Annotated in this window: 30 protein-coding genes; 16 read left to right on the top strand and 14 right to left on the bottom strand. The window is 41.7% G+C overall.

The genetic code is table 11. From position 1 onward, the window contains the following. Positions 1-49: 49 nt before the first annotated feature. A complete protein-coding gene (locus AC1F2U_RS03195) occupies positions 50-352 on the bottom strand; it encodes a type II toxin-antitoxin system RelE/ParE family toxin (protein ID WP_480259797.1) in 303 nt (100 codons plus the stop codon). Then, the gene (locus AC1F2U_RS03190; RefSeq protein WP_480259796.1) at positions 349-615 is read right to left on the bottom strand and encodes a ribbon-helix-helix domain-containing protein; all 267 of its coding nucleotides are present in this window, start codon (positions 613-615) and stop codon (positions 349-351) included. Before AC1F2U_RS03190 ends, AC1F2U_RS03195 begins: the two co-directional genes overlap by 4 nt. A gap of 732 nt (positions 616-1,347) precedes the next feature. On the opposite strand from AC1F2U_RS03190, the gene AC1F2U_RS03185 reads away from it, so the two are divergent. After that, positions 1,348-2,007: a Nif11-like leader peptide family natural product precursor gene (locus tag AC1F2U_RS03185; RefSeq protein ID WP_480259795.1), complete on the top strand. Its 660-nt coding sequence runs from the start codon at positions 1,348-1,350 to the stop codon at positions 2,005-2,007. Between the two features lie 322 nt (positions 2,008-2,329). Here AC1F2U_RS03185 and AC1F2U_RS03180 read toward each other — a convergent pair whose 3' ends face one another. The 3 genes from AC1F2U_RS03180 to AC1F2U_RS03170 all read right to left on the bottom strand — a co-directional run bounded on the left by AC1F2U_RS03180 (position 2,330) and on the right by AC1F2U_RS03170 (position 4,545). Next, positions 2,330-3,916: a glucose-6-phosphate isomerase gene (locus AC1F2U_RS03180; protein ID WP_480259794.1), complete on the bottom strand. Its 1,587-nt coding sequence runs from the start codon at positions 3,914-3,916 to the stop codon at positions 2,330-2,332. Positions 3,917-4,028: 112 nt separating this feature from the next. Beyond that, the gene (locus AC1F2U_RS03175; RefSeq protein ID WP_251959737.1) at positions 4,029-4,286 is read right to left on the bottom strand and encodes a cytotoxic translational repressor of toxin-antitoxin stability system; all 258 of its coding nucleotides are present in this window, start codon (positions 4,284-4,286) and stop codon (positions 4,029-4,031) included. 61 nt (positions 4,287-4,347) lie between these two features. Further along, positions 4,348-4,545 (bottom strand): hypothetical protein, encoded by a 198-nt coding sequence (locus AC1F2U_RS03170; protein WP_104907481.1) that lies wholly within the window; start codon positions 4,543-4,545, stop codon positions 4,348-4,350. 180 nt (positions 4,546-4,725) lie between these two features. Between AC1F2U_RS03170 and AC1F2U_RS03165 the strand changes: the two genes are divergently transcribed. The 4 genes from AC1F2U_RS03165 to AC1F2U_RS03150 all read left to right on the top strand — a co-directional run bounded on the left by AC1F2U_RS03165 (position 4,726) and on the right by AC1F2U_RS03150 (position 7,968). Then, positions 4,726-5,859, top strand: a complete 1,134-nt coding sequence (locus AC1F2U_RS03165) for a branched-chain amino acid ABC transporter permease (RefSeq protein ID WP_480259793.1) — start codon at positions 4,726-4,728, stop codon at positions 5,857-5,859. Further along, positions 5,849-6,631, top strand: a complete 783-nt coding sequence (locus AC1F2U_RS03160; protein ID WP_414519190.1) for an ABC transporter ATP-binding protein — start codon at positions 5,849-5,851, stop codon at positions 6,629-6,631. Before AC1F2U_RS03165 ends, AC1F2U_RS03160 begins: the two co-directional genes overlap by 11 nt. Before the next feature lie 132 nt (positions 6,632-6,763). Then, positions 6,764-7,327, top strand: a complete 564-nt coding sequence (locus AC1F2U_RS03155) for a YfbM family protein (RefSeq protein WP_480259792.1) — start codon at positions 6,764-6,766, stop codon at positions 7,325-7,327. A 62-nt stretch (positions 7,328-7,389) separates the two neighbouring features. Further along, positions 7,390-7,968 carry a Uma2 family endonuclease gene (locus AC1F2U_RS03150; RefSeq protein WP_480259791.1) on the top strand — a complete coding sequence of 193 codons (579 nt, stop codon included), beginning with the start codon at positions 7,390-7,392 and terminating at the stop codon, positions 7,966-7,968. Between the two features lie 80 nt (positions 7,969-8,048). Here the strand turns inward: AC1F2U_RS03150 and AC1F2U_RS03145 are convergent, their stop codons facing one another. From AC1F2U_RS03145 to glpX, 4 genes are all read right to left on the bottom strand, one after another. Then, complete coding sequence (locus tag AC1F2U_RS03145; RefSeq protein ID WP_480259790.1) at positions 8,049-8,639, bottom strand: Uma2 family endonuclease; 591 nt, start codon at positions 8,637-8,639, stop codon at positions 8,049-8,051. A gap of 46 nt (positions 8,640-8,685) precedes the next feature. Next, positions 8,686-9,246 carry a DUF2087 domain-containing protein gene (locus AC1F2U_RS03140; RefSeq protein ID WP_480259789.1) on the bottom strand — a complete coding sequence of 187 codons (561 nt, stop codon included), beginning with the start codon at positions 9,244-9,246 and terminating at the stop codon, positions 8,686-8,688. 99 nt (positions 9,247-9,345) lie between these two features. Then, the gene (locus AC1F2U_RS03135; protein WP_480259788.1) at positions 9,346-10,632 is read right to left on the bottom strand and encodes a glutamyl-tRNA reductase; all 1,287 of its coding nucleotides are present in this window, start codon (positions 10,630-10,632) and stop codon (positions 9,346-9,348) included. A 240-nt stretch (positions 10,633-10,872) separates the two neighbouring features. Next, positions 10,873-11,910, bottom strand: a complete 1,038-nt coding sequence (gene glpX, locus AC1F2U_RS03130) for a class II fructose-bisphosphatase (RefSeq protein ID WP_480259787.1) — start codon at positions 11,908-11,910, stop codon at positions 10,873-10,875. Between the two features lie 356 nt (positions 11,911-12,266). Between glpX and AC1F2U_RS03125 the strand changes: the two genes are divergently transcribed. The 7 genes from AC1F2U_RS03125 (at position 12,267) to grxD (ending at position 17,085) form a co-directional block, all read left to right on the top strand. Next, complete coding sequence (locus AC1F2U_RS03125) at positions 12,267-12,839, top strand: DUF981 family protein (protein WP_480259786.1); 573 nt, start codon at positions 12,267-12,269, stop codon at positions 12,837-12,839. A gap of 48 nt (positions 12,840-12,887) precedes the next feature. Next, positions 12,888-13,202: a glutaredoxin 3 gene (gene grxC, locus AC1F2U_RS03120; protein ID WP_069070140.1), complete on the top strand. Its 315-nt coding sequence runs from the start codon at positions 12,888-12,890 to the stop codon at positions 13,200-13,202. A gap of 207 nt (positions 13,203-13,409) precedes the next feature. After that, positions 13,410-13,895 carry a tRNA adenosine(34) deaminase TadA gene (gene tadA, locus AC1F2U_RS03115; protein ID WP_480259785.1) on the top strand — a complete coding sequence of 162 codons (486 nt, stop codon included), beginning with the start codon at positions 13,410-13,412 and terminating at the stop codon, positions 13,893-13,895. A gap of 112 nt (positions 13,896-14,007) precedes the next feature. After that, positions 14,008-14,763, top strand: coding sequence for a lysophospholipid acyltransferase family protein (locus AC1F2U_RS03110; RefSeq protein ID WP_480259784.1), 756 nt, complete (start codon positions 14,008-14,010; stop codon positions 14,761-14,763). An 818-nt stretch (positions 14,764-15,581) separates the two neighbouring features. Then, positions 15,582-16,190 (top strand): hypothetical protein, encoded by a 609-nt coding sequence (locus AC1F2U_RS03105; protein WP_480259783.1) that lies wholly within the window; start codon positions 15,582-15,584, stop codon positions 16,188-16,190. 226 nt (positions 16,191-16,416) lie between these two features. Then, complete coding sequence (locus AC1F2U_RS03100) at positions 16,417-16,674, top strand: BolA family protein (RefSeq protein ID WP_094349510.1); 258 nt, start codon at positions 16,417-16,419, stop codon at positions 16,672-16,674. A gap of 87 nt (positions 16,675-16,761) precedes the next feature. Next, positions 16,762-17,085, top strand: coding sequence for a Grx4 family monothiol glutaredoxin (gene grxD, locus AC1F2U_RS03095; protein WP_094349509.1), 324 nt, complete (start codon positions 16,762-16,764; stop codon positions 17,083-17,085). A 345-nt stretch (positions 17,086-17,430) separates the two neighbouring features. Here the strand turns inward: grxD and AC1F2U_RS03090 are convergent, their stop codons facing one another. Then, positions 17,431-17,679, bottom strand: a complete 249-nt coding sequence (locus AC1F2U_RS03090) for a DUF6761 family protein (RefSeq protein WP_099102685.1) — start codon at positions 17,677-17,679, stop codon at positions 17,431-17,433. Between the two features lie 600 nt (positions 17,680-18,279). On the opposite strand from AC1F2U_RS03090, the gene AC1F2U_RS03085 reads away from it, so the two are divergent. Next, the gene (locus AC1F2U_RS03085) at positions 18,280-19,053 is read left to right on the top strand and encodes a response regulator transcription factor (protein WP_094349507.1); all 774 of its coding nucleotides are present in this window, start codon (positions 18,280-18,282) and stop codon (positions 19,051-19,053) included. Positions 19,054-19,093: 40 nt separating this feature from the next. Here the strand turns inward: AC1F2U_RS03085 and AC1F2U_RS03080 are convergent, their stop codons facing one another. The 4 genes from AC1F2U_RS03080 to AC1F2U_RS03065 form a co-directional block, all read right to left on the bottom strand. Next, positions 19,094-19,867 carry an ABC transporter ATP-binding protein gene (locus tag AC1F2U_RS03080; protein WP_480259782.1) on the bottom strand — a complete coding sequence of 258 codons (774 nt, stop codon included), beginning with the start codon at positions 19,865-19,867 and terminating at the stop codon, positions 19,094-19,096. Positions 19,868-19,894: 27 nt separating this feature from the next. Further along, positions 19,895-20,461 carry a hypothetical protein gene (locus AC1F2U_RS03075; RefSeq protein WP_480259781.1) on the bottom strand — a complete coding sequence of 189 codons (567 nt, stop codon included), beginning with the start codon at positions 20,459-20,461 and terminating at the stop codon, positions 19,895-19,897. Positions 20,462-20,529: 68 nt separating this feature from the next. Next, entirely contained in the window at positions 20,530-20,991 is a 462-nt protein-coding gene (locus tag AC1F2U_RS03070) for a DUF4079 domain-containing protein (RefSeq protein ID WP_334899333.1), read from the bottom strand. A gap of 144 nt (positions 20,992-21,135) precedes the next feature. Beyond that, the gene (locus tag AC1F2U_RS03065; RefSeq protein WP_322663524.1) at positions 21,136-21,531 is read right to left on the bottom strand and encodes a DUF1830 domain-containing protein; all 396 of its coding nucleotides are present in this window, start codon (positions 21,529-21,531) and stop codon (positions 21,136-21,138) included. Positions 21,532-22,120: 589 nt separating this feature from the next. Between AC1F2U_RS03065 and AC1F2U_RS03060 the strand changes: the two genes are divergently transcribed. The 3 genes from AC1F2U_RS03060 to AC1F2U_RS03050 all read left to right on the top strand — a co-directional run bounded on the left by AC1F2U_RS03060 (position 22,121) and on the right by AC1F2U_RS03050 (position 25,833). Then, on the top strand, positions 22,121-23,713 hold the full coding sequence (locus tag AC1F2U_RS03060; protein ID WP_480259780.1) for a photosystem II high light acclimation radical SAM protein: 1,593 nt from the start codon (positions 22,121-22,123) through the stop codon (positions 23,711-23,713). Positions 23,714-23,800: 87 nt separating this feature from the next. Beyond that, entirely contained in the window at positions 23,801-25,198 is a 1,398-nt protein-coding gene (locus tag AC1F2U_RS03055; protein WP_480259779.1) for a DICT sensory domain-containing protein, read from the top strand. Next, the gene (locus AC1F2U_RS03050) at positions 25,195-25,833 is read left to right on the top strand and encodes a pentapeptide repeat-containing protein (protein ID WP_480259778.1); all 639 of its coding nucleotides are present in this window, start codon (positions 25,195-25,197) and stop codon (positions 25,831-25,833) included. The genes AC1F2U_RS03055 and AC1F2U_RS03050 overlap by 4 nt, the downstream gene beginning before the upstream one ends. The last annotated feature ends 64 nt before the right edge of the window (positions 25,834-25,897 follow it).

The following is a 25,897-nucleotide window of genomic DNA, read 5'->3' as shown; positions in this document are numbered from 1 at the left end:
GAATCTAAAATAAGTTAGGAGATAATTAGCAGTAAACTTAAATATCAACTTACTCATCTGATTCTGTAAATAAAGATGCCAAATTTTGATAACCACTCACTACACGGACAATTTCAATTCCACTATTTATAAGTCGATAAAGAATAATATAATTATCCAAAGGAACGCCGCGCAAATCAGATTTAATATTTCCGTAGCTACGTCCCATATTGGGAAAATTAGCTAAATATTTACACTTTTTGTCAAAGTTATTAATAAAATTCTCTCCAGCATCAATATTTATCCTGACAAAATAATCAATAATTTTTGATAAATCCTGACTGGCTTTTGGAGAGATAATATGTTGCTTCATCCTTTTAATTCTCTTGCTTTACGCAGTTTCTCTCGCAATTGTTCAACTACAACTCCTCCATCAATACCTTCTCCTCTATCCAGTTGCTCGATAGCAACCTCAACTTTTTCGCGTGTTTCTTCAACCCATTGCTGATAACCTTTTTCCCACTCTAATAGCAACTTCAATGCTTTACTAATAACTTCTTCAGGATTCGCATATCTACCTGTAGCAATTTGCGCTTGGATAATTTGCTCTAGTTCAGGTTTAATTTGGATATTCATTATTGATATTCCAGTTGATTGACAGCTTTAAGCTGATTTTAACAAAATTTAAAGTCCGATAATTTGAATAGCGATCGCTTTTACTTTCTCCGCAACTTACCTATTAATTAAAGATAATACAATATATCTCTTTTCTTCTCTCTGGGTTCTTTGCCTTTCAGTGGTTCGTTTAAAAATAACTGAAGTGCGATCGCATTTATCTTAAAGTTAAGATACAAGCCTAATAATTCACTAACCCCATTTCTTAATGCTGCTTTAATTTTAGTTTAAAGGAAGATCCAGGCGTCCATTTAAATTTTCTATGTAATTTTACTATATAAATAGCTATAAAAAATACCTTGTGTTGCATCTCGCCTTCTCTATAAGACGCTATACTTAGCTTTCTTCTCCGTAGAAATATGCGGTTCGTTTCAAAATAACTAAAGTACAGATTGCTTTACAATTAATTACTTCATGAATAATTAATACTATCTATTGACTTAATTTTATTTTATGAGAAGCAATACAAATCTTAGTTGCAGCCTACCACAAGGCATCGCAATCTTTCATCTTTTTCTCAGTAAATTTTATTTATAGTGACAAACTTTACAAAAATTTTATACTTAGCCACTGTGTAATTTCCTTTACATAAGATAAAGATTTAGTACTGTCGAAGAAACACATTATACTTACTACACTGGTGTTCATTAATCATAAACCTCTACCAAGTTTACAACTTAGGCAAGATGACCCATGTATTATCAAATTTGGAATTTCTTTCTTAAAGAAGATAAATACATTTATTGGAAAGAAAAAATAAAAGTTAACAAAAACTTTGACAAAGTGACATGGCAAAAGATTATTGATTTCTTGTCACTAGTAGAGCAAACTTTCCAGTTGAAAAGTCAACTAGCAGAAACCGATAGCCTTGAGCCGTTTCTCAAGTTAGCAACCGAAAACGGTTACAATTTGACAGCAGAAGAACTTGCCTGGTTTCTAATTACGAGAAGACAGATTTGGGATCTTTTTGATTTTGCACAAAAAACGCCATCTCTCAAAGAAGAATTGCTAATAGCTAAAGATCCGCAGCAGTTTGTTGATATCGCTGCCGAAAACGGCTATTACTTTTCTGTAGATGAGTTAGCTTGGCTGTTAATTGAAATCAAATCATCTTCAGATTTAGTATCTATTAACAACAGTGTTGGAGAGATTCTCACGGTCTCAAGCTACGGCAGAATTGAAACAGGATATTGGATTTGGCTAGCAGAACATTGGGGAATCGTGCCACCATTTTGTCATCGGGATAAACCCAGTACTTTCTTATGTCAAAATCTTAACAATCCTTTTTTACCCGATCGCTGTTTTTTACCCAAGAGTTACTTTAATCAACGCTTGATGGCAATTCATAATTAAAATAATTCGTAATTAGGCAAAGAAGAGAAGAAAGCAATACTTAACCAAACGGTATTGAGTGATAAAACTTAATTACGAATTACGAACTTGTACTGAGCTTGTCCTGAGTTTCGACTGCGCGGAAATCGAGCGAAGTCGAGATTCAACTACCGCGTAGTCGTTGGCGCAGCCTCTCATAGAGAAGGGCGTAGCCGAAGTATTACAAATCATACGGTGAAGCATCCTAGACAGAAGATATATCTTCTATTTAGGATGCTTCACAATAAAAAATTGTTGTTGAGACAACAATTATGGACAAAATCTGAGATTTAGATTAGAGCTATCAGCTAGCAGAAACGGTCAAACTACCGGGTTTCTGAAGATCGCCTTGTAAAACTACACCCCGCTGATTGGCATGGATGTGACGCAAAATCTTGTAAATTGCCTCAACTTGGTCTGATGCGCCTGCCTTCTCGGCGAGTTCGTCAAGAGAAAGGGGAGTTTTTTCTTTTTGTAGTACTGCTACCACTCGTGTTTGTAAATCGAGAATGGAGGCGGCAGCTTTTTTGCCAGCTTCTACACCTGGTTGATGGTAGGCGTTGACGTTGACCAAACTAGCATATAAACCAACAGCACGTTCATACAAAGCAATTAATGCCCCTACAGTTCGGGGATTAACTTGGGGAATCGTGACTGTAATCGAATCGCGGTGATTTTCATAAAGCGCTTGTCGGGTTCCTTGGAGAAAACCGGAAAGATAATCGCCTGATGTAACTCCAGGATCTATTTCAGTAGATGGCCCTTGACGATCTTCCAACACTTCAATAAAGGTAGCAAAGAAATTCGCTACACCCTCGCGTAACTGCTGGACATAAGCGTGTTGATCTGTTGAGCCTTTGTTGCCGTAAACGGCGATACCTTGATGGACTACATTGCCGTCTAAGTCTTTTTCCTTACCCAAGGATTCCATCACCAGCTGTTGCAAATAGCGACTGAATAAAAATAAGCTGTCCTTGTAAGGTAGGACAACCATATCTTTTTCGCCCTTTCCATTGCCTGCAAAGTACCAAGACAAAGCAAGCAAGGCTGCTGGGTTATTTTTTACATCTGGGACGCGGGTAGCGTCATCCATCTCTTTTGCGCCATCTAGGATAGCGTGGACATCAATGCCCTGTAATGCCGCTGGTACTAGCCCCACAGCAGACATTTCTGAGGTGCGTCCTCCTACCCAGTCATACATGGGAAATCTCGCTAGCCAGCCTTCATCTTTGGCTAGTTTATCGAGGTTGCTATCAACGCTGGTAATTGCTACCGCATATTGGGCAAACTCCAAATTGTGTCCGGCGTATGCTTTTTTAACTTCAATCATGCCGTTGCGAGGTTCCGGCGTTCCCCCAGATTTGGAGATCACCAATACCAAAGTGCTGGCGAGGCTATTCCGTAGATGATTGAGAACGCGATCGATACCTGCGGGATCGTTGTTATCGATAAAGTGAAGTTTCAGCGGCGGGAAATCAGGAGCGAGAGCTTCCGCAACGAATTGGGGGCCGAGAGCGGAACCACCAATGCCAATGGAGATAATATCCGTGAAGCGGCTTGCTCTAGGAGGATGAATAGCACCTGTTTGGACTTTTTCCGCAAAGGCTTCGATTTGTTCTAAGGTTTGAACTATTTCTTGCGTAAGTTCTGGAGCTGGTGCTAAATCAGGATTTCGCAGCCAGTAGTGTCCAACCATGCGGTTCTCGTCGGGATTTGCGATCGCACCCTTCTCTAGTTGAGCCATATCCGCAAACGCCTTGTCAAACTTCGGCTGCAACGATTCCACGAAGGCATCATCGAACCGTATCCGACTCACGTCTAAGTACAGTCCCAATCCCTCGTGGAAATATAACCAGTTTTGGTATCGTTGCCAAAGTGCCCTAGCATCCATAGGGAAATCTCAAATAAAGTGTTTTTCAAAAACCAGTTTAGTGTAAGGTTATAGCGATCCCTGCCTAGCCTTATACAGTTTACAGTTTTAAGTGTTCCCTTGACTCTTGACTTTAAACATCTGGCATAGGGATGACACGCAGAAATTTCACAATTTCACCCCTAATTTCTATACCAATCAGATAATTATCTAGGGTGAAGCGGTGAAAAATGCCTTCACTATCAAGCTGTCGCAGTTCTTTTAGATCGCTCAACTGCCACTTTTGGGCTAACTCAATAAAAACAAAATCATGCACCCGCTCGTAGGCGGCAGGTTCTAAATTCTTCAGGTCTAGCAAAAAAGACCTGGCATAGCGCATTTCCAGACTCACTGGGCGTTACCTTCACCAAAACTTGAGGGGCCACTGGCACTAGCTCAAAAGCGCTGCTGAATCAGAAAAACATCAACAGTCTAACCGCTTCTTCATGGGTTAAGATATCCCACGGTTGCTGCGATCGCTTGACTTTTTGTATCGCTTTGAGCATATAAAAGTCATAATGTAAAGCTTCAAGAACATTCCAAATGTCTTGCAAATCGTCATCGCCTAATTGCTCAATTAAGTGATGCATTCTAAGTCGCAGCAAATTCATACGTTAATTATTCCCTACCACCAAACTACCAACAATAAATAGTATTCCCATAAAATTAGCTACGCTCAAGCTACGCTAAAATTTATTCGCCCGGCGAGGGGGCAAGGGAGCAGGGGAGCAGGGGAGGATAATTAATGACAAATGACAAATGACCAATGACAAATGACCAAATAATTTAATATGGTTGACTATCTCATTTTCTTAGCAATTTCTACGGCACTTTTTGCTCTATTCGCACTAGGGCTGAATTTACAGTGGGGCTTTACGGGATTAATTAACTTTGGTCATATTGCTTTCATGACTCTGGGAGCGTATACAACGGTATTGTTAAGCTTAAAGGGCGTACCCCTACTTGTATCGGCACTGGCTGGGGCAATTGTCGCAGCCTTATTGGGTTTGATAATCGGTTTTGTAACTCTCCGCTTACGGGAAGATTATCTAGGAATTGTCACGATTGGTACGGGCGAATTAATTCGTTTGGTGGTAAATAATCAAGAATTACCTACGGGTGACACCTGGACTTCTGGGGCGTTTGGTGTGCAAAGTTATCCCATACCCCTATCCACAGAGCCTAATTTGTTTGTCAGATTTGTGATGATTGGGTTGTTAACGCTGCTAGCTGCCGTAACTTTTTTTACGTTGTGGCGATGGATTCGTACCACCCAAATATCTCGGACTACTGATTTAGGCAAAAGGATGACTAGCAAGCAAGAATTTGCATCGCGCTTGGCTGTGGGAATTTTGTTAGCAGTTTTGGCGGCAGCGATTTATATTTCTGGGGTAATCGGACTGTATAACTACAATCCAAAAGCGGGTTTAATGCTGGTGTTGCTGCTGGTTTTAGCATTTGTATACTGGCGCTTAGAAATTTTGGTGCGATCGCCTTGGGGTAGAATTCTCAAAGCCATCCGCGAAGATGAAGAAATTCCCAAGGCGCTGGGAAAAAATGTCTTTTGGTATAAATTACAATCTCTCATGTTAGGGGGTGCGATCGCAGGTATCGCTGGTGCTTTCTTCGCTTGGCAACTCAGCGCCATTTACCCCGATAATTTTCAACCGCAGATCACCTTTGACACTTGGATTATGGTGATTTTAGGCGGTTCTGGGAATAATGTTGGCACAATCGTAGGTGCGGTAATTTTCTTTGCTTACGATGCGTTAACGCGAGAAGTCTTACCCAGAATCGTTTCCCTTGATGAAGCACGTTTGGGTGCATTTCGCATCATGGTAATCGGACTAATTTTGATGGTACTGATGATTTGGCGTCCTCAAGGTATCTTAGGGAAAAAAGAGGAACTCACCCTTGGTAAATAACTATTCATCCCCACTTCCCCTTTTGGCAGCCACTGGACTTTCTAAAAGCTTTGGTGGTGTCAAAGCAGTTAATGAGGCGAAAATCGAAGTTGCTAAAGGCAGCATTACGGGCTTGATTGGCCCCAATGGTGCTGGTAAAACTACTTTATTTAACTTACTCTCAAACTTCATCCGCCCTGATAAAGGACGAGTGATTTTTGACGGCGAACCGATTCACAATTTACAACCATATCAAATCGCCCAGCAAGGAGTAATCCGCACCTTTCAGGTTGCACGGACTCTCTCGCGGTTGTCGGTGTTAGAAAATATGCTGCTGGCGGCGCAAAAACAAACAGGTGAAAATTTTTGGCAGGTGCAGTTGCAACCGCACATTGTCGCTAAAGAAGAAAAGCAACTGCAAGAGCGAGCAATGTACTTATTAGAATCAGTGGGCTTGGCAAAAAAAGCACACGATTACGCTGGTTGCTTATCTGGTGGACAACGCAAGCTGCTAGAAATGGGACGGGCGCTGATGACTAACCCTAAGTTAATTTTGTTGGATGAACCAGCTGCTGGGGTGAATCCAAAACTGATTGATGATATTTGCGATCGCATTATCACTTGGAACCGTCAAGACGGCATGACCTTTTTGATTATCGAACACAATATGGATGTAGTGATGTCCTTGTGCGATCGCGTTTGGGTACTTGCCGAAGGGCAGAATTTAGCCGACGGTACACCCGCAGAAATTCAAACTAATCCCAAAGTTTTAGAAGCTTATTTAGGAAAGTAGAGTGTGATTGACTTTCTGTTTATGCAATGTAGTTAGTGATTTGACTTTGAATAAATAAAAGTACATGAATACTGTTACTTGTTCAAAGTCAAAGGTAACACTATTAATAGTGTTTAGATTAGAGAAAATATTATGGGTATTACAGCTAGCTATAAACGCATTACGCCACAAAAGTTTTCAGAAGTTCAGAACGATCCTGAAGCAGCAGCATCTTTCTTTAAGCTTAATTTAGATGATTTAGTTTTTAATTTTAGTAATCCACAGGCAATGATTGCCCAACGACAAAAGCAACGAAGCGATGAACGTAACTTCAGTATTGAAAAAGATTGGCACGCACTACATTTTCTTCTCACTGGAGAGTCAAATTTGGACAATACTCAAGCATCACCGCCTCTTTGTAATGTAGTCATGGGAGGTACACCGACACAGTTTGATGCGGGTTACGGATTTGTACGCTATCTCACACTTGAAGAGGTTCGAGATGTTGCCGATGCTCTAAGTCAAATTTCTGTTGAAGAATTGAAGAGTCGATTTAATTCTACCGTGTTTAATGCAGCAGAAATATACCCAAATCCTAGCCCTGGAGGATGGGACGAAGAGGAGATAGAACCGTTGTTTGAACTATATCCAAAATTGGTAGAGTTTTTTCAGAATACTGCAAAAGAAGGTGATATTGTTTTGCTGTCATCTGATTAATTTTTTCGGAAATTTGGCTCTTGTTAAAATCGAGTTGTATATCTCAGTGGAAAAAGCTTTTTATGTCAATAATGACAGTCAGAGATTTAGAGCAAGTCCAAACTGCTTTTACCGAAGCAGGTTTAGATTACCAGCTGGAACTCGAAAATGGAAAAATTTCAATTATGGGGCCGTCAGATATTGTATCCAGCGAAATCAGTAGTCGTCTCATTGCCTTTCTCTTTGCTTGGATAAATCCTCGTCGCTGGGGAAGAGTGTTTGATTCCGCAGGCGGTTTCATTATGCCAGATACAAACCTTAAAGCACCTAATGTTTCCTTTGTTCGCGCTTCCCGACTTCTCCAAAGTCCTCGTTACTTTGGAGAACTTGTCCCTGACTTGGTGGTAGAAATTAAATCTCAGAGCGATAAAATTAAACTTATAGCAGCCAAAATTCTGAAATTTATAGAATTAGGAGCGGTTGTCGGAATTTTGATCGATCCTGATGAAGAGACAGTTACAATTTATCGCTCTACAGGCGAACCGACAGTTTTGGAAAATGGCGATATTTTAACTATACCAGAACTTTTTCCCGGTTGGAAATTGCCGATTACTGAATTGTGGCCTCCTATCTTTACCGAGGAAGAAACACAAATCTTGTGAAGAACTTTAGTCGCTACTGAACTGAATTATCACTATTATCAATTAGATTGGCGAATCCACAAACATCATTACGAATTATTTTAATCTTCGTTATTTTCTGCAAAATTGACTTGCTCATAAAGGTCGCGCAATTCAATTTGAAAATCAACTGTTTGCAGTGATAAAATTGCAGATTCATGTTCAAGTTCAGTAAATAACCATTGACTTTCCGCAGTTTTTACATATTGCATCACATGATACTGATATTGGTCAATTAAAATATATTCCTTGAATTCTGGAATAGAGCGATAATAAAGAAACTTATCGCCTTGGTCATAATTTTTAGTCGATTTAGATAAAACTTCAGCAATTAACATCGGGTTCATAATCGTTGTTGTGCTGGTTCCTGTATAAATAGGTTGTCCCTCAATCACCATCACATCGGGATAAGTATGCTGCCGATAACGGGGTATCCATAAACGTACATCACCAATATAAACATCATAATTCTTGCCTCTCAAACCAAACTTCAAATAAGCATAAAAGTTGCCTGCAATTTTATTATGATTTGTAGTGCCACCCGTCATCGGTACAATTTCTCCATCACGGTATTCGCTTTTGTATTCTGCCTTTTCTTCAATTTCTAAATACTCTTCAGGTGTGTAATATAATTTTTGTGTTTCTAATTGCATAAATATATGACCTATAATTGTGCGGTTGCTTATTCATCTTTCACATCTATGTTGTACGCCAATAAACCCCATTTTCTCGCTGCATTAACTGGCAAGCAATGAACTCCCGTCGCAGGGTGGCGCAGTCGGGATGGTAGCGTTTAAGAATGTCATTTACCATGCGTTCAGGGTAGTTGACTCCTATATCAAACTGGTTTGCTAACCACTTGAGAATTACTAGACGCTTTTTGCGACTAGCGGGGATTTCCTTAAGGCATTCGCCCTCGAAATAGTTTTTCAACACTTTGCTTTCCCAAGCTTCAGTATCCACATCCTTAACCAAGGATGCTATTTTCTCAGGTGTAAAAATTTCCTTACTAATGCTTTGCAAAGCCTCGCTATCCAATTGATATAGACGGCTATTACCTTCAGGGCGCATTGTCACCAAATTTAGCTCTTTAAGTTTCGCTAAATGATGAGATACTGTCGGTTCCTTGAGTTGCAGTAGTGCCGCTAATTCTTCAACGCTGCACTCCTGATTCGCCAAAATACCTACAATCTTCAATCGGCTATCATCCGCTAATGCCTTGAAAAAGCGGAGTAAGATGTTAAATTGCTCTGGTTGCATAACTAACTTCTAATTAGACATCTATCTAATTAGAAGTATATCTAATTGAAAGCTCAGATCCCCAACTTCTCACAGAAGCCGGGGATTTTGTTGTTAAATTTAACTAAATTGTTCCTCTGCATCCAGGTTGAAAAGCATTTGCAGAGTTTGCATACAGCGCCTTCTGGCTTCAACATCTTGCTGCGATCGCAACTGTACCATCGGGTCATGTAAAATTTTATTGACAATTCCCCGCGTTAATGCTTCAATCACCTCTTGATGTTTTTCAGCGAATTCCGAACCCAATCTCGACAAAGCTTTTTCTAACTCTTGTTCGCGGATGGTTTCGACTTTATTTCGCAGACAGCTAATAGTTGTAACAGTTTCCAGACTGCGCCACCAAATATCAAAAGCTTCTACTTCTTCCTCTAAAAGTCGCTCGGCTTCCTGTGCAATCTTCCGACGGCTTTCGTAGTTTTGCGCTACTACTGCCTTCAAATCATCCACATTAAACGCTTGCACATTTTCTAATTCATTTACATCCGCATGAACATTACGCGGCACAGAAATATCAAATAACATTAAAGAGCGCTGAACTTCTAAAACCATTTCTAATTTGGCACGGTCAAGTATTGGCTCTGTTGCCGAAGTACTTGTAAACACCAAATCGCTATCGGCAATTACGCTCATCATTTCCGATAGTGGATGAATTTTGATCGGTTGTTGAGGGAACAGCTTTGCTAATTCGTGGGCGCGATCGCGAGAGCGATTTACAATACTAATTTCTACAGCACCTTTAGAAACTAGGTGTTGCACCAGCAGGCGCGACATTTTGCCAGCACCCAAAATTACCACTCGGCAAGCTGCCAAATTTGCCACTTTTATCTGTGCTAATTCCACAGCTGCCGAACTGATAGAGACAGCCCCAGTACCAATACTAGTTTCAGTGCGAACCCGCTTACCAGCTGTCAGCGCTTGTTTAAATAATCGATTCAAAATGGTTTTTATACCACTATATTGCTGTCCCAGTTTGTGAGTAGTCTTCACCTGAGCCAGAATTTGACCTTCTCCGAGTACCAGACTATCTAAACCACCTGCTACCCGCATAACGTGCATCACCGCATCATCATGCAGCAACATAAACAAGTGTTGTCGCAGAGAAAGCACGGGTAATTTACTGTATTCTGCAAGAAACTGCGTTACTTCCCGAATACCTTGGTCTGCTTCACTGGTGACAATGTAAATTTCCAGACGGTTACAAGTACTAAGAATTGCAACTTCGTCAATATGGGGATAGCTGGCCAGTTGAGCGATCGCACTTTCAATTTGTGGTTCTGGAATGCTCAGTTTTTCCCGGACTTCTACTGGGGCTGTTTTATGGCTTAACCCCACCACTGCTATATTCATTTGCTAAATCGTAGTTACTAGTTGGTAGTTGATAATAGGGCATTGAGTGAGAATAGGGAATGGGGAATTTTTGTTTATTGGTTGGTAGTTGTCCCCAGCAATAAACAACTATTAATCACTAACTACTAACTACTAACTACTGTAAGGGTAAAGCATTTTGGTGAATATTTTTCCATTTTATAGAAAGATTTATTTCCAAATGCTTCGCCTCTACTTTTACCATTCCCCATTCCCTAAAAATTAGTTCAGTTGGAGAGTCTTGGGTTCACCAAACATGTGAATTGTATCAACAAATCGAGCAGTTTTCGACTGGTTAGAAATTACCAAGCTTTGAGTTCTGGCTCCGCCGTTGAAGAAACGTACACCATTCATCAGATTACCACTGGTAATGCCGCTAGCAGCGAACAGAACAGTTTTACCAGATGCCAATTCATGAGCATCATAGACCTTATCGGGGTCATTGATATTCATAGACTTTAAGCGATCGATGTTGGCTTCTCTGCTTTCTCCAATCAGACCTGTTTTGACTACAGCGGGATCGTAAATCAGTTGACCTTGGAAGTGTCCACCCAAAGCACGCATTGCTGCTGCTGAAATTACGCCTTCAGGAGCCGCACCAATACCCATCAGCGCGTGGATATTAGTTCCAGCAAAACCGCAGCTGATAGCTGCACCCACATCACCGTCTGAAATTAGGGCGACTCTCGCTCCAGCCTCACGGATTTCTTTAATTAAATCGTTGTGGCGTTCGCGCTTCATGACCACGACCACAAGTTCTTCAATAGAGCGCTCTAGACACTCAGAGAGAATCTTGAGGTTTTCTGTTGCTGACTTGTTGATGTCTACCTTGCCCTTAGCTGCGGGGGGTGCTGCTAACTTCTTCATGTAAAAGTCAGGAGCAGCAAATAATCCACCTTTTTCAGAAATTGCCAAGACAGCCATCGAACCAGGTTGCCCATAAGCTACCAAGTTCGTACCTTCACAGGGGTCAACAGCGATATCAATTTCGATTAATTCATCAGGGTTACAGAGAGCTTCGGCATTTGGTTGAGTACAGATACCAACTTCTTCCCCGATGTATAACATAGGCGCGTCGTCGCGTTCGCCTTCCCCGATCACAATGCGACCCCGCATATAGATTTTATTCATCCGCTCCCGCATAGCTTCCACAGCTACTTGGTCAGCGATGTTTTTTTCGCCTTTACCCATCCACTTTGCGGATGCGATCGCGGCTTGCTCTACTACTTCAATAATCTCTAACCCAAGTGTATTTTCCACAGAGTCTGCCCTCTCAACTGCTTGAATTTCCGCCGCTTTATCTGGCTATTTCAGTCTTCAAGTCTACCAAAGGGCGGATACACGTGGAAGAAAGTTAAGTTTTGCTGCTAACTGGTTACAAAAGTGCCAGTTAACACATCCTTATTTTTTACTCCTAACTACTCCAGTATAAAGTGTATTTAAAAGTCACTAAGTTAAGAACTGGCATAAATGGGTAGCAATGTATATCTAGAACATTGCTGTTCTTCAGTGTTTATCTTTAGGTATAAAATAATAAAGAAAAAAATATAGTAAGTTAACTAAAAACTAAAAAACAAGGCGCAGAGTAAATAGCTTGTCAAATTCAGAGGTTAATCGTGTTTATCGACTACATCACACTCATGTTAATCAACATGGTAGCTGGACTATTTCTACTGGCTGACTATGTGTATCGTGGTATAGATAGTTCTAATCAAAGACAGTGGATTCCAGGCTTTGGGATTACAGGTGCGATCGCACTCACAACTGGTTTACACATGAGCTTCACCTGGCCAGTAATGGGTAGCTTTAACATTGCCTTCGGTGAGACAAGTGTCTTATTTGGAATCTTGTTTATTGCAGCTGCGATCGCCCTGGCTCAAGGTTGGGATTTGTTGACAATAGCAATTTACGGTTTCTTTGCTGGTGTAGTTGCGATCGTAGTCGGTATCCGCATCATCAACTTGAATTTGACAAAGCAACCGCTTTTATCGGGAATCGGATTTATTTTAACTGGCTTAGGTGGTATTTTTGCAGCGCCAACTCTCTATTGGAAAACCAATCGAACTTGGCGGCTAATTGGCGTAGCAGTGCTGATAGTAGCTGCTCTAATTTGGGCATTGACTGGATATTTGGCTTACTGGAATCATTTGGAGGGTTTCCAAAAGTGGGTTCCAGCACCGATGCGGTAAGCAATGTTCTAGGCTAGAGACATAGTTAAAACCTTGTTTAAGATCAATATGCTGGACTTTCTTAATCCCTTATTAAATCGCCATCCAGAGCGAGTCAAAGCCAACGTCGAGCTTTATACATGGCAAACTTGTCCTTACTGCATTCGTGCCAAAATGCTGCTGTGGTGGAAAGGTGTAAATTTTACTGAATATAAAATCGACGGCGACGAAGCAGCCAGAGCTAAAATGGCAGAACGCGCCAACGGTCGCCGCACCGTACCACAAATTTTTATCAATAACCAGCACATTGGCGGCTGCGATGACCTCTATCAGTTAGACACACAAAGTCAACTCGATCCCCTTTTAGCCCAAGCCGCTATTTAGCATTGAAGGAGGCAGGAGGCAGGAGGCAGAGGGCAGGAGGTTTTACCTCAGTTTGGAATTCAGACCCCCTGCTGTTGAAAGAGCCACCAAATTTTAATTTGGTGTTCTTGTTTTAAACTCTTACTCTATAAAAGGTTACGACACAGAGAAGGAAGCAGTATTCCTTTTGCCTCCTGCCTCCTGCCCTCTGCCTTTATTGATAAGAATATGCTAACTAAGTATACAGAATATCTTATACATCAACAATGGATGAGTTATGCCTTAGAATTAGCAAAAACAGCAGGTGATGCAGGTGAAATCCCTGTAGGTGCTGTTATCATTAATTCAACAGGCAAATTGCTAGCACAAGGAGAAAACAGAAAAGAGCGCGACAAAGACCCTACTGCTCATGCGGAAATTCTCGCTATCAAGACAGCCGCAACAACTTTACAAAATTGGCATCTCAATGAATGCACTCTGTATGTAACTCTCGAACCTTGCCCGATGTGTGCAGGTGCGATCGTCCAATCACGACTAGGAACACTGGTATATGGAGTAGACGATACCAAAACTGGCGCAATTCGTACAGTTATTAACATCCCCGATAGTACTGCTTCTAATCACCGTCTCCAAGTAATCGGAGGCATTCTAGAGTCAGCTTGTCGTCAGCAATTACAGACTTGGTTTGCTGCTAGGCGGCGTAAGGTAAACTAACGGACAGAGGTAAAACTGTCCATCTAGTACGACACAAGTCACGCAAGAGAATCTACGGTGTAACTAATCAGTCCTTTCGTTAAATTTTACCCGTCAATCAGCTGCATCCGTCATGATGGAATTTTACTCTTCATCCGATACCTGCCAGCACACCTCAGCAAATCATCAGGTGGCTGGTACTACCTCAAGGGTTTCTCCTTGGTTAAGTCCTCTGGCATATTTATTAGGGCGTCACTGCCTATTACCATTATTCTTTGGACAAATTAGAATAACCGGACAAAAAAATATCCCCACAACTGGGCCTGTCATCCTTGCGCCTACCCATCGGGCGCGTTGGGATGCCTTGCTTGTACCCTACGCTACCGCTTGTCTGAGAGAACAAGACTTGCGATTTATGGTTACTATTGACGAATGCCAAGGTTTGCAAGGCTGGTTTGTCCAACGTTTGGGGGGGTTTCCTGTAAATTCTAAGCATCCGTCAATCCGCACGCTGCGACATGGGGTAGAACTACTTCAAGAGCAAAAAACCCTAGTAATTTTTCCAGAAGGTAACATTTTTCGTGATGGACAAGTTCATCAGTTGAAGCCGGGAATTGCTCGTCTTGCTTTGAGTGCTGAATCTAGTCATTCCGGGTTGGGAGTGAAAATTATACCCATAGGAATTAACTACAGCCAACCTTATCCCAATTGGGGTACAGATGTGAGTATTGACATTGGTTCCCCAATTAAAGTCGCGGATTACATGAATGGCTGTATAAAACAAGATGCAAAAAGCATCACAACTGATTTAGCAAAGGCACTGCAACAATTGAGCCATCAAGAAACAAAAGTTACTAATCACGCATTTGCAGAAATTACTAATTCTTGATGTAGTTAAACATCAAGATTACCTCTTAATCATTGACCGCGCATAATTCGGAAACTACACTTTTCAATATTTGACACTAATTGCTAACTGCTATATTCATCCTGAGTAAGTCAAAATAGATTAGTAGTATTTTGCAACCTTTGAGGATGTATATGTATAGATTACGCTCTATTAATAATATATTCAGCCAAATTGGCATTTTTTTGAGCCAATAGCTAAATTAATTGTCTGCAAACTACTGAATTGCTTGATGATAAATATTTTCACATTTAGTCAGACAGTTAAATAAAAGTTGGGAAGCGCCGACTGAAGACATCGCTATTTTGAAATAGTTTAGTGCGATGCCTACGCAAATACTTCAAGCAGTGCTTTGGGAAAATTCTTCTGCCAAATATCCCAGTTAACCTGAGAGGTTGTTTGAAAAGTGGTTGGCTGTGATTTTAGGCACTAACTGATCCCCCTTAGCCCCCCTTTTTAAGGGGGAACCGGAATCAAAGTCCCCCAATTTATCGGGGTATTTAGGCGGATCTAGAACGTTTTGTTACCGAGAAGAAAACTTTTCAAACATCCTCTGAGATAATTATTGGGTAACAAAGCTAGTAGTTAAGCAGATAGTGACGCACTCTACCGTAGGTATCACTCATCACAGCGATATAAGTTAGTTGATATACAGGGGTAATGGGAACTCTATTAAACTGATTTTTAGTCTAAATCAGAGATACTTAGGATGTAACTTTGCTTTGTCCAAGACCAAAACAGAGTTAAGATACCCGAAGTTTCCATAACTCTTTTGTATAGTTGTCGCACTAATTGATCCCATGAACACTGCTGTCGCTGTTACCTTGATGCACCGTACTGTTTTATCAGTTATAGCAGTCCTCAGCCTGCTATCACCTGTGAATGCTCAGGTATCACAGTCACCAGGCACTACCAGCCAACCACAACCCATTGACCCCAACAATCCTAATAACCTTCGCCCTATAACCGAAAGTAACAGCCTTTTGAGCATTGCAGGTGGCGATCGCTTAGTAAAAGATGCAGAACAAGCTGTTTCTGCTCAAAACTACACCTTAGCTGCCAAGAAACTCCAAGAAGCACGTCAAGTTTATAATCAGCTATCTAATTTTTATCAAGAGTTAAATTCTAGCTTTTCGGGAATTGACAACAGAGTTTCTGATTCTCAGCGTCAAAAAGCTCTATTAACAGCCCAAAAGCGGGATGAAGCCACCTTCCAGCTAGCATTGGTACATCGGGCACAAAATCAGCCAGAATTAGCTGTACCGTTGTTAGTTCAAATAATTAAAAGTCAAAACCCGACGCGGGATTTAGGCAAGAAAGCCTATAAACAGTTATTTGAGTTGGGTTTTGTTGATTCTCCCTATCCCAGAGAAGGTGGTAATTCATCCTCTTCATCCCCAAAAAAATAAATTAAATTTTTGTTGCCTCTTTTTGCAACCCATATTTCCCTAACCAGTCGCTTGGGAACGCCCCGGTGCTAGGATAGAGCTATCCGCCGTAACCAAAACCTGAGCGTTCTCAAGCAATACACCTTAGAGGCGCGTGTATCTACAGCCTTGCCAAAGCCTGAAGTTGGCACAGGCATTTGCTCTATATCTGTTAATAATAGAAAAGTAAGTTTTTTCAGGAATTGCGATGATTAGTCCGCAACAGGTTGAGGAAATGATCAAGGCGGGACTGCCAGACGCACAGGTTCAGGTGCAAGACTTGACTGGGGGCGGCGACCACTATCAGGTGACAGTAGTTTCATCGCACTTTGCAGGTAAAGGACTAGTGCAACAGCACCAGTTAGTTTATGGTGCTTTGGGTCAAGCTATGTCAACTGAAGCGATTCATGCCTTGGCGGTGAAAACATACACTCCCGAAGCTTGGCAAGCAACAGCAGCTTCGTAAATAAGAGTCAGAAGTTAGGAGTTATGAATTTTGACTCCTCACTTCTCACTCCTCACTGTTGAATCCAACATAGGAAACATAAATACCATGACACCAGAACTCAAAGACAAAATTGATAGCTTGCTACAAGAAAACAAGATTTTAGTTTTCATGAAGGGAAACAAGTTAATGCCCCAATGTGGTTTCTCCAACAACGTTGTGCAGATCCTCAATACCTTGGGAGTTCCCTTTGAGACGGTTGACGTTCTATCAGACCCTGAAATTCGTCAAGGTATTAAAGAATACTCTAGCTGGCCGACAATTCCCCAAGTATATATCAATGGTGAATTCCTTGGCGGTTCTGATATCTTGATTGAACTGTACCAAAAAGGTGAATTGCAAGAAAAGGTAGAAGTAGCATTAGCTTCGTAATCTCTCTTTACCAAAACTAAAGAGTAGGTTGCTGAATTTGCACTTCGCAATCAAGACAACATACCGTTTTTTATATCCTTGAAAGGAGAGATACTATTTATTTCCCCTTTCAAGGGTTTTTTAATCGGTTTCTGACAAAAATACTCTTTGTTGGACTTGATTTTATTGCTAGACAACAATCCCCTCAGTCTAATTGGCAAAACCAATATAGGGCTGAGGGGATGCGTTTAATCAATACAATATCTCCAAAATTCACACCACGACAACCCGTTGACCAATACAGATAATATGCTATAATCATCTGCGGTAATTAACGGTTACTATCAATGACCAGGCAAATGGTAATTAGTAGTAATCTGGCTGTGGCTGTGGTTGCGGCACTGCAAAGTTTGAACCATCGTACAAGAAGCGGCTGGCTTCCTCTTCTAGGCGATGAATCAGAAAAGGTTCAATGACGTTGCTATGTCGCAGTGCGGCTAGATATCCATCCAAATACATCCGCATATCATCCGTGCGATAACCGCGATTCCATAGCTCGATGAAGGCATCGGTGAGTCTTTGGTAATAGCGGATGGTTTGTGTGTCTTGGAGCATAACTGCTGTATTAATCTCTTTGGAATGAGAATTGTAAATGATTCACGCTAAAAAGTGAACTGTAATTTCACTTTCGCATAAACTCAAAGTCAACACATCTACTTTGGGTATTACCCTTATAGCAGCTACAAGCTACTTTAATCCTATTCCAGAAAACATCGATTCTAGTTAGCTGCTGAATTATTTTTTTGATTTTCACAATCACAGCCCAATTGTATTGATGTTATATTCCTGGATGGGATCACTAAATTTTTGCGAAAAAATTCACTTTTACCATAAGTACCATAAGCTTGAATCAGGTTGAAAAGCTGTTATTGTTGTTAGCTGGTTGGGTTATAGATATTTGCCACATTACACCCATCTAAAAGCAAAATATTAAGTTAAAAGAACTTTTCATAAAGTCTAACAACACTTTAGAGAAATTTAATAAAAATTTAATAATATTTCTAATCGCCTATTGGCAAGGCATAAATTAAAGATATTGCCACTTATTTTATTAGGAAATGTAAAGTTAATCGCAGTTGAAGTAACAAAGGCTACAAAACCTTAGAGATGGGCTTGTTACTTTGAAAGTCATCGACGCTAAGGGGTCTTGCCACCGTGGGTTCGGTTTGTATAGAAATCATTGAGGGGAATCCCCATTTGAGGTCGTTGTTGGGTTGGCACTTGCAACAACTGGAATACCGCGTGCATCAAGCTGCCAGTATTTATCAAGCAAGGGAAGTATTTTTAAGCCATCAACCAACACTGGTAGTTTTAGATGCAGACCTGCCTGATGGTGATGGCATTGAGTTTTGTCGTTGGTTGCATCGTCAGCAACAGCCTCTAATCTTAATGCTATCTGCCCGTAATAGTGAAGCTGATATAGTCGCAGGTTTAAAGGCAGGTGCAGATGATTACTTGAGCAAACCTTTTGGGATGCAAGAGTTTTTGGCACGCGTAGAGGCACTGATTCGTCGGAAGCGTACACCTACTGCACCAGCTTATTTGGATTATGGCACTTTGCAAATCGATTTAGTTCAGCGTCGTGTCCGCTTCCAAGGGGAGTTTATTGACTTAACACCCCAGGAGTTTAGTTTACTGTACGTTTTAGCACAAGCTGGAGGAGTACCTCTAAGTAGATCGGAATTGCTGCGTCGTGCTTGGCCTGACGCTATCGATAACCCTCGTACCATTGATACTCACGTTTTATCGCTGCGGAAAAAGGTTGAACTCGATCCCCGGCAACCCAATTTGATTCAAACTATCCGCAATGTTGGATACCGTTTTAACATGGAAATTTTGAATACCAATATTTCACAGTCACAGACAACAAAGCTAGCTAGAGAGAGATTTAATAATCAACGTTCAACACTTACTAGTAGTCAAGTATAAGAGTAAAAAAACGATTCCCTATTCCTGTCTCATCCAAAATTTAAAATCCAAAATCGTCTTGAGTTGCTGCTTGAATCAAGCTTTTTCGCAATTCAACCCAGTCTATCTCTGAGACTTTTTGATTTGCGAATAAATGACCTTGTTGCAGGTGTAATAATCGAGTGCAAAACATCTGGGCTATTTCCAGTTGGTGATTTACCATCAAAATCGTGGTTTGATGAGTTTGGCTCAACTGGATTAAGACTTGCATTACATGAGAAGCTGTACCAGAATCAAGGGCAGAGGTTGGCTCATCTAATAGTAATATTTTAGGCTGGATAACTAAGGCACGAGCGATCGCTACTAGTTGTCGTTGTCCCGCAGAAAGTTGCACCTCTGTTCGCCCTAACCATTCACTGGGAATGTGCAGTTGGTCTGTCCAATGATTGACTCGTTGCTGAATTGTCTGTTTGGACAAACCACGCAAAACTAAAGGATAAGCCAAGGCTTGTCCAACTGTCATCCCCAACAGTTTTGACTCTTGCAATACAAGTACAAGCATCTGCCGTAGCTGGATGACGGGAATTTGGCGATATTCTTGATTTTCTAGATAGAGTTTACCACTCGTGGGTTCAATTAGGCGGTTGATGAGGTGTAATAACGAAGTTTTCCCAGCACCTACTGGCCCTACAATGGCAATGCGATCGCCCTGAAATACTTCCAAGTCAATATCTCGCAATATGGGATACCCTTGCTGATTGCCGGGAAGTTGGGTTTTCAGCTTTGTAAACAGATTAACTTGCTCTAGCCTGAGTATGGCTTTTGCTGTATTCAACGGGACTGGGGATTGCAGAGAAATAACCTAAGTTAATTGTGTAGTAGTTAAGGCTGTAGCGATCGCCCAGCCATCGACTAATAGTAGCAGCAGTGTGAATACTAGTAAAATCAGGTACATCCAGGGCTGTGCTAAAGGGCGAACATCTGTGGTGTCAATGCTCGTCTTTGCTTGGACAATTTGCACGAAACGGGCAAATCCAGCTACACGCATCGGTAGTAAATAAGCTTTCCCATCCTGGCTGAGGAAGTAATAAACTAGCCCTCCTTGACCAGTGGTGCGGGGTTTTAACTCTTTGACTTGTGACCAAGGTAAAGACCAGCCTTTACGAAAAAAGCGAGGTACCCAAACGGGGTAAGTAACCTGAATTCCCTCGTCATCTACCATTACTTGTTCAGTTAATACCGCGTACAAGGCAATAAAACCGATGCCAATCCCTATCCACAATAATTCTGGAGGTACGGGTGCAGCTGTTACCTGCGATAAAAAGGGTAATGGGACTGTGAGTGCTATGTATAGACTCAGCAACGTTATCCGAATCAAAGGAGACAGACGAAAAACAGAAGTTGAGATATTGGCTGAGTTTGCTGTCACGGCTCAATTACAATGCTTTTCTTCATTGTAGGGTAGGTCTATGTTCCTGGTGGTTGGTGTGTGGTAGTTCACGGTAAATACTTCTGCACTACAATCCAACCAGTAAGGGATACCCAGGCAAATCCTATAAACAAAATAATATTTACGCCGATGTGTAAGGGTCTAGCCCAAGGTCGTCTGGCACTAATTTGTGTAGCACTGAAAGCAGATAGTAAAACTAGTGCTACCACTATCAATCCAGCGATTAGGTGTGACGAGTGACCTAAAGAACCAAAGTGCCCTAAAGTGCCAACAATACCGATCGCTAGCAGTAATAAGACTAAACTTACCATGCTGATGCCCATTGTATAGTGGAGCGATCGCACCCCTTTATTACCGCCCATAAATGGCGTAATAAAAGGAAATTGTTGCGAAGTTCTCGCCCGAAACATCCAAACGCCGGTGATTGCTAACATTAGATATGCCAGCAGGGACAACCCCATCGACCAGGCGGCTATTTTCCACAACCAAAGAAATGAAGGCAGATTCATAAGATTGATTGTAAATGAGAGTGGGGGCAGGGGAGCAGGAGAGCAGGGAAGGATAATTAATGACCAATGACAAATGACCAATAAATAATAAACAAAAAGGGCTGCTGAATTAGCAACCCTTAAATTTAGATAAAATTGTTTTTTTTAATCAACCGATGCTAAACCAAGAATTTGCAAGGGTTTTGTAGTATCTCCGATTTTTGTATTAATTTGCTGCACCATTAATTTGGTATTAAAAGGGTCTTTTTCATCTGATGAGTCTGTATCAAACTCATTAGTACTGGGTTCTTCGAGCATCAGGCGATCGCACGGAATCTTATCGGATAAAATTGCACTAGCCATCATCCCTGTATGAATCTCCACTTGACCTTTTAGCGGAGCTTCAAAAACTAAACGTTGTCCAGGGAAAACAACCCTTTCAAAATACCAGTTGGGAATATTGGAGATGCGAGCTACCTGTATTTTGCTCGTGGCATTAATGTAGCAGCAGAGAATTTTTCCCGATTGCTCAGGTGGTAGAGGATCTAATATTTGAGCCATAACTGCTGAGGAGCTTTACGCCACAATTTTACATTACACTAGCCAAGCCTAGCACTCACTGATCCCCAGTTGTTGTAACTGCGAATACCAACTGAGTCTTTGTAGATTATTTATGTCTAAAGATATATTTTCAGTTGTGAAAATTTTGTAATTATTCACACCTTTTTCGGAATTATACACTATAAATAAAAGTTTTTGATATTTATTACTGGTATAAAAGCTTCAATTCTCTTAAAGCAGATTGTTAGGGAATTGACATAACAACGATCCCCTTACTTTTAGCATAGCGAGGAAGTGAGTTTTGCTGCTTCATCTATCCCAGGATTAATCGGCTGGGATCATCGCTTAATGAATAAACTCGATGTTATGGTAAAGCTATATGAAAAAATGTCTTCATAAAGCTATCTATAGATTCTATGTATGTTTTATGCATAGAAATTTTAACGTTTTCCGCAGTTGCTAACGGCAGCTTCGGAACTACCAATAATCGGCTGAAATGTCAAGCGCGATTGTGATAAATAAAACCAAATAAAACAAGCACACACTTAAAGACTGGATGTTTCTCTCGCTTTCTCCACAGATTGGCAAGATGGAAGTTAAAACACAGATGATGGAAAATCGAATTCTTTACGTTCGCCTTCCTTGTAACCCCATCTTTCCTATTGGGGTTGTCTACCTGAGCGATCATGTCCACAAGCAGTTTCCTAATATTGAACAGCGCATCTTTGATTTGGGAACAGTGCCACCTTTAGATTACAGTTCAGCCCTGGATCGCTGTATTGATGAATTTAAACCGACACTACTAGTATTTTCTTGGCGGGATATTCAAATTTATGCCCCAGTTGGCGGACGTGGTGGTAATCCACTGCAAAATGCCTTTGAATTTTACTACGCGAAGAATCCTTTATTGAAACTACGTGGCGGATTGGGCGGTTTGCGAATCTTCACCGCTTACTATCTAGAGTTATGGCAAAATCAGGGTTTAATCAAACGTGGTTTGAAACGTGCCCAAAAATATAATTCTGATGCTCGTGTAGTTGTCGGTGGTGGTGCAGTCAGCGTATTTTACGAGCAATTAGGTAAAAGCTTACCCCAAGGGACAATTATTTCTGTGGGTGAAGGCGAAACCTTGCTGGAAAAACTTTTAAGTGGCAAAGATTTTCGAGATGAACGCTGTTATGTTGCTGGAGAAACTCAACCACGTCAACGGCTAATTCACGAACAACCCACCCCAATAGAAAAAACAGCTTGTAACTACGACTATATCGAAAGCATCTGGCCGGAATTTAACTTTTACCTGCAAGAGCAAGACTTTTATATAGGTGTACAAACTAAACGTGGTTGTCCTCACAACTGTTGTTATTGCGTCTATACCGTCGTCGAAGGCAAACAAGTACGCATCAACCCAGCAGATGAAGTCGTTGCGGAGATGCGCCAATTATACGATCGCGGCATTCGCAACTTCTGGTTTACTGATGCCCAATTCATCCCTGCGAAAAAATTTATCGCCGATGCTGTAGAATTATTGCAAAAAATCGTCGATTCTGGTATGACAGATATTCACTGGGCAGCATATATCAGAGCCGACAATTTGACACCCGAATTGTGTGAGTTGATGGCGAAAACCGGGATGAACTACTTTGAAATCGGGATTACCAGTGGTTCTCAAGAACTTGTACGGAAAATGCGGATGGGGTATAACTTGCGAACCGTGTTGCAAAACTGCCGTGACTTAAAAGCCGCTGGTTTCAACGACTTAGTTTCCGTCAATTACTCCTTTAACGTCATTGACGAACGTCCCGAAACCATCCGCCAAACCATCGCTTACCACCGCGAACTAGAACGGATTTTTGGTGCAGATAAAGTCGAACCTGCTATCTTCTTTATTGGACTACAACCCCATACCCATTTAGAAGAATACGCTTTCAAAGAAGGCATCCTCAAACCAGGGTACGATCCAATGAGCTTGATGCCGTGGACAGCCAAAAAACTTCTCTGGAATCCTGAACCCCTTGGTTCATTCTTCGGCGAAGTCTGCTTGCAAGCTTGGCAACAAAACCCCAACGACTTCGGGCGCGAAGTCATGAAAATCTTAGAAGAAAAGCTGGGTTGTGCTGACTTAGAAGCAGCACTGACAGCACCATTAGAGACGAAAGAAAAACAGTTAGCAGGTGTATCCTAGAAAACACTAAAATGTGAAGAAATTCAGAATTCTGAATTTCTCCCTTTATCTTCCTCAGTGCCTCTGCGGTTATTTTTACCAAATCCCATGTTAGAAGGTTCAATCCTACAACAGCTGGAAGCAGCTCATCGCCATACCACCAGGCCAATTCGATTCGGTGTTTACTACAAAAATACCTTAGTTGCCCTGTGCCACGCTTTAGAAGACCATATCTTAACCGATGACGGTACGCCCTTAGTCATCGCAGCCTTCCAACAAGGTAAATGGTATCTACAAGAAGCCGGGCGATATGCAGACATCGCCCAATGTAGTTGCCAAATTGCCATTATGGCTGCCGCTGAATCTGGCTTTGCTGAACATCCTACCAGCCAGCTACCCAATGTAGACTTAGTAGGATTAGATGCAGGCGATCCAGTCGCACAGGAGTGGCACTTAATTATTTTATCGCCTAAATACACAGCAATGGTAATTTGTCAAGAATTATCAGACGCTGATTATGGCAGTGCTGGAGTACCGACATCAGATTTAGAGCGCAAATTTTATGGCTTGTGGACATTTGAGCCAGAGTTAGTGCGAGAAACAGCAGAAATAGCGATCGCTCACATCAAAAAATACAACCCAGAACTGGCAGAAAAACTCACAGGCGATAAACAACAAATTGTACCGTCAATGGACAGATCCCAAAATTTAGGTGCAGTTGTCTCCCGTGTAGTAGATTATCTCCAGACTGGACAAGATAATTTATCCATCCCCACAGCCCTTCAGAAACAAACCCTAGATCGCAACTTGGTTTCTAACGAAATCCAAGCCTTTTTGCGAATGGCGCAACTGATGGATATGGCAGATGTCAACAATCCAATGGCCGCTGCGGAAATAGTAGTTCTTGCTGAAGCGATCGCCCAGCTTTTGGATCTTCCCGCATGGCAGATTAAGAGGTTGCGGCTAGCGGCTTTGTTACATCGCATAGATCCATTACAGAAAGCAGAAAGCGTTCTCACAGACAGTATCTCCACACGCTACCAAGAAGATGCTCCCAGTTGTCCCTTAACTTGTCCCCTAGTACCAGGGGCGCAAGTATTGCGAACCATGCCACGACTGCGAGCAGTTGCCCAAATTATCACTCACCAAAGTGAGTGGTGGAATGGCACAGGGGAACCAGCAGGTTTAGCTGGAGATGAAATTCCCCTAGAGTCGAGAATTTTGGCATTATTAGCAGATTTTCAGTGGCGACTCAATCAGCGAAAATCGTCAAATCAAAGCCGGGAACAGATATTTACTCAAGCTTTAGATGAGTGCAGACAGCAACAATCTACGCGCTTTGACCCTAAACTTGTAGATACCCTAGCTTTATTAGTTATGGGTTTACAACAGGGACTCGACTTACCCATGATGACACCCAAATTCAGCGCCGGCATCTGGATACTTGATTCCCAATGGGATAGCCACAGCAAGATCAGTGAAGAGATTGGTAGTTACTTTACATGAATATTGAAGCCATTAGATTAGGAAAACTCAAACAACTTCCAGGGGCAAATTTAGAAGACGAGGAACTCTCCCGACTGGATTTAAGCCGGATTAATCTTGCTGGCGCTACCCTTGTCGGCACTAATTTTGCTGGTTCTAAGCTCGAAGGCGGACATTTGGAGGGGGCAAATTTGATGGGAGCCAACCTCCAAGAAACTGACTTACGGGCGAATTTGATGGGAGCAAACCTGATGCAAGCAGATTTAACAGGCGCTGACTTGCGGGGTAGCAATTTGCGTGGTGCTAACTTGATGGGAGCAAGACTCAGTGATGTGTCATTGGTGGGTGCTTTCTTGAGCGGTGCCAATTTGATGAATGTGAATTTGCAAGGCGTTGATTTGCGCGGTGCTGACTTGCGCGGTGCAAACCTGACTGGGGCAAATCTCAAAGGTGCAGATTTGAGTCGCGCCGATTTGCAAGGTGCTTTATTGAGTGAAGCAAACCTTGAAGAAGCTGACTTGCGGGGAGCAAATTTGGCAGGGGCGAATTTGACGGGAGCGAATTTGCTTTGTGCAGAGTTAGAAGGTGCAAATTTGAGCGGCATTAATTTGAATAAAGCTTGTGTGGTGGGTACTGTGGTTGAGACTCTTGCGTAAAGATTGCACCAAAAAGCCGAGTATCTTTGGCTATTGTTAAAATTTTGGCAGATGAAACAGGTGA

The organism is Nostoc sp. LEGE 12454 (genome assembly GCF_056620565.1).
The sequence above is the reverse complement of the archived record's forward strand: the minus strand, read 5'-3'. Positions and strand labels throughout refer to the sequence as shown.